Annotated in this window: 7 protein-coding genes; all 7 read right to left on the bottom strand. The window is 59.0% G+C overall.

The window, feature by feature from the left end; translation table 11 throughout:
* Nucleotides 1–158, bottom strand: a 158-nt coding sequence (locus tag AQS70_RS23180) for a DNA adenine methylase (RefSeq protein ID WP_162233879.1), incomplete at its 3' end; no start/stop codon positions are given.
* A gap of 150 nt (nt 159–308) precedes the next feature.
* A complete protein-coding gene (locus tag AQS70_RS23175) occupies nt 309–725 on the bottom strand; it encodes a lysis system spanin subunit (protein ID WP_241492809.1) in 417 nt (138 codons plus the stop codon).
* A gap of 107 nt (nt 726–832) precedes the next feature.
* A complete protein-coding gene (locus tag AQS70_RS06760) occupies nt 833–1366 on the bottom strand; it encodes a glycoside hydrolase family 19 protein (RefSeq protein ID WP_055102118.1) in 534 nt (177 codons plus the stop codon).
* A gap of 55 nt (nt 1367–1421) precedes the next feature.
* A complete protein-coding gene (locus tag AQS70_RS06755) occupies nt 1422–2459 on the bottom strand; it encodes a phage late control D family protein (protein ID WP_055102117.1) in 1038 nt (345 codons plus the stop codon).
* A gap of 66 nt (nt 2460–2525) precedes the next feature.
* Complete coding sequence (locus tag AQS70_RS06750) at nt 2526–2735, bottom strand: tail protein X (RefSeq protein WP_055102116.1); 210 nt, start codon at nt 2733–2735, stop codon at nt 2526–2528.
* Nucleotides 2710–3555 (bottom strand): phage tail protein, encoded by an 846-nt coding sequence (locus tag AQS70_RS06745; RefSeq protein WP_055102115.1) that lies wholly within the window; start codon nt 3553–3555, stop codon nt 2710–2712. Before AQS70_RS06745 ends, AQS70_RS06750 begins: the two co-directional genes overlap by 26 nt.
* An 11-nt stretch (nt 3556–3566) precedes the next feature.
* A partial coding sequence (locus AQS70_RS06740) for a phage tail tape measure protein (RefSeq protein ID WP_241492808.1) occupies nt 3567–6155 on the bottom strand: 2589 nt, incomplete at its 5' end.

The raw sequence follows: 6155 nt of genomic DNA, 5'->3' as shown, positions 1-6155 counted from the left end.
TTAAGCACTTCAACTGGAGCAGGCTGTGGGCGCAGGAAGTAGAGCGCCCCGCCCCCGGCGAAGACTTCGACGTAGCATTCGTGGGGTGGGAACAGGGGGATAAGGCGGTCGGCGAGACGGCGTTTGCCGCCCATCCAAGGGATGATAGGGGAAGACATAATTTGCAAGACCTTTACTGTATGGATAAACAGGTGTTAGGCTCACTCCGCTTTGTGCACAGAGCAGGAGCCTTGACTGGGCTTGCAGGACAGATCTGCGGGTTTGGTGGCCGGGCTGGATGTTGACGCATCCAGCTTCGGCCGCTCCTTTTATTTCGTGTCTGAGACTTCTTTGGCATAAGCCTGACAGGCTTGCAGCGCGATCAGTCCTTGATCGCCGTCGCCGGTGATTCCGATAATTCGTTGAGCATGCGCTGGGTCAAGTTGGGCTCTACGGGCTGCATGAACCACGCCGCCGGTGCCGGTGGGGGGCTGCATTGCGTCACAACCCGTTGCGGCGGTTGCGTCGAGTAGGACTGACAGCCGCAAGTCAGCAGTAGCAAGGCGATCACGCAGACGTGTTTGATTGGTTTTTTCATCGGTTAAGGCTCGGTAATGGGCTTGGTCGCTGGCTGCCAGCCATTGCTCCAGAGCGAGGCGCTTGCCCTGCTCAGCTAAGATTTGCGCGGAGGTGGCGTTGGCCAGCTCGGTACGCTCGGTTTGGTATTCAGCCTCTTTGTTGGCCAGTTGCTTGCCCTAGGCATTGGCTTGCCACGCCCAAGCGGCCCACGCGCTACCCGTCATGAGGGCCAAGATGATTAGCAGCGCCCCACCCCACTTCACCGCGTCAAGCTTCACGACAACACCTTCAGCGCTCGCGCATACAGCGTCTGACGATCGGCCGCGCCGTTCTGGCCGCCGTTGATTCGCTGGGTGATCTTGTCGAACTGACCCGCATCAGCCAGCGTGTTTAGCCCCTTAGATGCCCAAAACCACGCCGCCGACAGGCACGCATGCTGTGGCTTTTCCAATAGTTCGGGCTGCTTGATCAGGTCAAGGCTTAGCGCCTCGCCGCACGCCATGTAGTTGGCCCGGCCGGTAATCTGGATCAGGCCGCGCCCTCGGTACTTGGAGCCGTCGCCGGCAACGGTGTTACCAAGGTCTTTACGCCCTTCGTACTTGGCTTGGGCGGCCGTTGGGCCCCATATTTCTCTCACGTACTTGAGCTGGCCAGACTCGTGGCCAATCTGCGCGATAAAGGCGGCAGCGCGCTTGGGGCCAATGATTTGGTAACGCACCATCGCGGCATTAAGAACCGGCACAAAAACGCCGGCAACTTGGCCGGAGTTAGGGAGGATCTGTAGGAGTTGTTGTTGGGTAATCGACATACATTGCCCTTACGAAAAAGCCCGCACTAGGCGGGCCGGGGTGGGTGTGTTCAAGTTAGAGCTGAATGACTTTTAAGGTCTTCTCCGGTTTCTTACCTTTGGCCTTCGCCTTGCCCTTCTTACCTGCGTTGCACTCGATCGTTGTTGACCAGCCTGATTGCGTAAACACTTGCTCACGCGAGTCCACTAGGTATTCGCCGTCGAGCCCGTTTTTAAAGCCTTGGGCGTTGATCATTCGCTCGGCGAACAAGTCAGAACGCCCCGGCATTTCCAAACGCACACCGGCGGTCGAGCGGTTGAATGCCGCTAGACGCGCCTTAACTGCCTGCTCGGCGGCGGTCTTGTTCGAGTGAATATGCCGATCGGTATGCACCGGCGGTAGACCGTCCGGGGCGTCGTCGTTGTTCAGGTTGATCACCTTTAGCTTGCCGGTGGCCTTGTCCTGATACTGGGCGCTCACGGCCTTGTGGGTCGAACGATCACCCAGCCGAAAGCTGTAGCGGCTCACGTCCGATTTGTTGATCGTTACGACGCCCAGTGTCTTGCCGCTGGCCGTGACACCGCCCTGACGTGGCATGACGATTAACTTGCCGTTCGCGACCTTGGCTGTGCAGTCGTGCTGCCGCGCCAAGCGGGTAATAAAGTTGAAGTCTGATTCGCCCAACTGGTCAGCTCGGGCTACGATCGTCGCCACCGTACACGCTGGCTCCCAGCCGTTACACCGCGCCACGGTGCTGACGATGGCGGCCAAGCTTTCACCTTCCCAGCTACCGCTACGGGTGGTCTTACCGCTGCCGCGCATGTCGCTAGCCTTGCCGCGTATCACCACGGTATCCGGTGGGCCGGACACCTCGACCTCGTCCACCACATAGCGCCCCTCTCGGGATAAGGTCGACCCGGCATAGCCTAGATAAATCTCAATGCTGGCCCCACGCGAAGGCAGCGTCACGGCGCTGTCGCGGTCGTCTATGCGCAACTCAAAGTCGTCAGATTCCATTCCGGGCTTGTCCGAGGTACGCAGCAACAACAGCCGATCGTTGATCATGCGGGTAATGTCGCTGCCATCGGCAACGATACGAAACATAGGCGTCATATCCAGTCCCAACAAAAAGCCCCGCACAGGCGAGGCTTAGGTTTTAAGGCGCGTTACGCGTAACGCTTAGCTCCAGAGCTGGACGGCTTGTTCATCGCTGGCCAGCGCCACGTCCGGCAACACAATCAACATCCCTCCGCGATACGGCTCAGGCTCGGCGGCTAGTCCGGGGTTGGCTTCCAGCACCGCTTCCACACTGCCGTTAAGGTGGCCATAGGCGTTGTGGCAAATCGTGTAAAGCTTGTCGCCGTCAAGCGTTCTGCATGTCTTCGCCATAGCGCACAAACTCCAGAGTAAAGCCTTGCTTGCGCGGGATGCCGCCTTGCAGCAAGGCGCTTTGATCTTCGTTGATTGAGGTCAAACACCAATCGCCCAGCACATGGCCATACCCCGTGGTTAGCCCCATCGGCAATAACAACGCGCCAATGCTGCGCAGGGTATCCAGTTGCTTAAGCCCGCCTCGGTGGCCCGGAAAAATCGACCCCTTAAGCGTCAGCTTTTCCTCACCCATGCCCACCGATTGCTGAGCAGGCCGACGCGTTAGGCGCTCTTGCGAGGCCCAACGGAAACCGCTTTGTCGACTCAACTCGTCAAAGGCTGCCGTGTCGAGGTTGAAGTAATAAGGCGGGGCTTCATGCTTGTGCGGCTGCATGATCAATAGGTGCGGGAACGGTTTCACCGCCTCAACCGCCGGGGTGGTATCAGTGGCAAAAACACTGGTCGGTAAGATGTTGCCCAAGGCCGGGCTGAGCTTGCCTGCAATCTTGTTGATTGCATTTTTAGCCCGCTCAGCCTGCTCGCCCAGCACACCTAAACGCTCTTTAACCTGCGACACCGCGCGCGTGGCTTGGCTGTAGACCGCGACTACTTGGCCAACCTTGGCCTGTGCGGCGTTGACGGTACGCATCACTCGTTGAAGCTTTTCACCGACGATCGGCCCCACGAACGGCAGCGACTCAAGTTCTGAGGCCGCCCCGCTCATTTCACTGATAGCCCCGTTAACTGGCCCCAGCACCCCATCAATACTTTTACGCCCAGCCTCCCCGGCCGAGGCCAAGTAACTGGCGGCATTTTGCATCTGTTCCATATAGGCCATATCACCGCCTGCTAAATGTGTGGAATGTCATACAGCTTGCGATCGTTAGCCCGCCGGGCGTTGTCTTCCATCTGCCGGGCGAAGTCTTGCAACTGGCCTTGCATCATCGGCTGAAGCTTGCGCATAAGCTCGTCAGGGTCTTTAACGTCACCCTGAATGGTGATGGGCATATGCGGGGCAAAGCTGATGCTCTGCTCGACCGTGGCGGGCTTGGTTTCTGGCTTGAGCTTTAAGGGCGACGGGGCTTGCGTTCTGCCCGTCTGTGCCGACATCGAGCGCACCACGTCACCCGGCTCTGAATCGCTGCCAAACAGTGACTTGGCAAACGACGACTTACCAAACATGCCGCCTACGGCATCGCCACCAATGCCGCCCAAGAACGCACCGACCAAACCGCCGACCGCCGTGCCGATAATCGGCACCACAGAACCAATCGCGGCACCGGCGGCAGCACCGGCCAGCGAACCGGCCAGCCCCCCTGCCGCCCCGCTGTAGCCCTCGGCCTTTTCTTGAGCAGTCTTGGCCGTAGTGTAGGTGTCAAAAGCCTTGATACCCGCCTCAAACACGGTTCCCGCAGGGACTAACTTACCTGCCTTGCCAAGCGTCCCAGCAGCGCCCATCAGTCGCGTGCCCAACCGTGAGGGCATCTGTGGCTGTGCCGCAGGACGTAGCGAACCCGCTCGCCCCCGACGAGCCCGACCGCGACGGTCTGCACCGGCATTTAACCCCCCCATATCTCCGGCGTTAACCACAAAGACCTTTTGCGTGCGATCCAGCCCCGGCATAGCATCGTCGTTCTTGGCTTCGCGAATAACATCGAGCAACTGAGCCCCGGTTTCAACCGGGTCAAGTGTGCTGTCTGACCCTTCGGCACCCGCCTCTTGCCGCTTCAGCAAAGCACCCAGCCCCGCTGTGACCAGAGACTTAACACCCGCCCCCTTGCCACCCGCTAACGCGCCTTTGGCGTTGGTGACAAAGACTGACTGCACACCGGCTTTGCCCCCGCGTGCGCCTAACCCACCCCGCGCCAGATTGAACACGCCCCGGCCAATCTTCAGCGCGCCGATGACACTTGTGATCACGCTGGCCCCAGTGGCTAAGGCCGTCAGGCCCATCACCAGCTTGGGTGATTCGTCTGATAGCTCGGTCACGCCTTTGACCACCGTGGTCAGCCCTGTGGCCAGCGCATCCGTCACCGGGCGAATGGCATCACCCACACTGCGCATCGCATCGTTACCGGCCTGAAACATCTCAGACCACTTCTGTGCAGACGTGTCGCGCCGTTCGGCCAAGTTCTGGTCGAGAATGCCCGAGGCGCTGGCCGCCTCTTTTTTCAACTGCTCATAGAGTTCTTTGTTCTGCACATAAGCCGTGAGTGCTGACTTAACCTGCATGTCGGCAAAAATGTCGCCTGTGCGCAACGCTTGCTCAAGGCTATCGAGCATGGCCTTTGCCTTGGCTGGATCTGCTTCCTTACTGATCTTTGCCGTGGCCTCGGCCATTTTCGCGGCTTTAGCTGGGTCAGTCGCCTCGATGTAACGCTTGGCCAAGCCAAAGCTTGACTCCAACGTCGACATGCCGCCCTGAATGCCGGTGTTGAGTGACTTTTGGTAGTCAATACCCGCGTCTTTATAAGACTTGACCACATCCCCTGAACCGATCTTTTCAATCCAGTTCTTGAGGTTGTTGGCCGCTTCATCGGCGGTGCCCGCAGTTTTCATTTGCACTTGCAGCATTGAGCCCAGTTGCGTGACCGCATCTATGCCCGTGATGCCCTGTTTCTGCATGCCTGCCAATAACTGCGGGAACCAACGGGCCATGTCGCTGGCTTCAAAACTGCCCGCCTGACCTTGGTAGGCCACGGCCTCCAAGGCTTTTTCCAGCTCCTTGGGGTCGGTGATCAAGGCGTTAGTCTGCAATGCCTGAATCATCTTGGCGGTGTCGACACCACTGGATCCCTGACCAATCACGAACTTAGCAGCCACCGGCGCAAACGCCATCGCCTGCTTAAGCTCCATCCCCGCACCAACCAACTCGTTGACCACATCGGCCACTTCGTTACGGCCCATACCGACGTCTTGCGAGGTCTGAATGATGCTGCGCGACATGTTGGACTCTTCTGCCGTACGGGCTACCCCGGCCTTGATCGCAATGTCGCGGATGATTGCCTGATAATCAGCACTGACCTTGGCCGTAACGGCCACCATCCCTGTGGTAACAACACCCTGTGCCACCCCGGCGCGCACCTGCTGCTTGCCTTGATCAATCTGACCAAAGCCTTTTGATTTCAACTCAGCACTGCGCCCGGCGCGGCCCAGCCGGTCATACTCCTTAGCCAGTCGCCCAACCTCTACGCCTTCCTTGCGCAGTACTCCAAGGTTTTTTTCCAGCCGGTTAAGAAGCGCAGCGGCGCCCTTTTCGCCCGCGGTATGGGCCTTCCTCCATTCATCACGCAAGCGCATGGTTTCGCCAATGGTGCTTTGCAGCACCCGCGCCTTTTTACCCTGCTCGCTCAGCTTTTTGACCCGGCCTTCAACGTCCTTGAACGCCGCGCCCACGGTCGAGCTAACGGCCCCGCCAATGACAAGGCCGAGCGCCCT

Origin of the sequence: Pseudomonas endophytica, assembly GCF_001411475.1 — a bacterium.
Taxonomy (GTDB): domain Bacteria; phylum Pseudomonadota; class Gammaproteobacteria; order Pseudomonadales; family Pseudomonadaceae; genus Aquipseudomonas; species Aquipseudomonas endophytica.
The sequence above is the reverse complement of the archived record's forward strand: the minus strand, read 5'-3'. Positions and strand labels throughout refer to the sequence as shown.

Excerpts from the sequence above, each read along its gene's own strand:
- AQS70_RS06760 (WP_055102118.1), bottom strand. The coding sequence starts at position 1,366 with ATGTCGATTACCCAACAACAACTCCTACAGATCCTCCCTAACTCCGGC.
- AQS70_RS06755 (WP_055102117.1), bottom strand. The coding sequence starts at position 2,459 with ATGACGCCTATGTTTCGTATCGTTGCCGATGGCAGCGACATTACCCGC.
- AQS70_RS06750 (WP_055102116.1), bottom strand. The coding sequence starts at position 2,735 with ATGGCGAAGACATGCAGAACGCTTGACGGCGACAAGCTTTACACGATT.
- AQS70_RS06745 (WP_055102115.1), bottom strand. The coding sequence starts at position 3,555 with ATGGCCTATATGGAACAGATGCAAAATGCCGCCAGTTACTTGGCCTCG.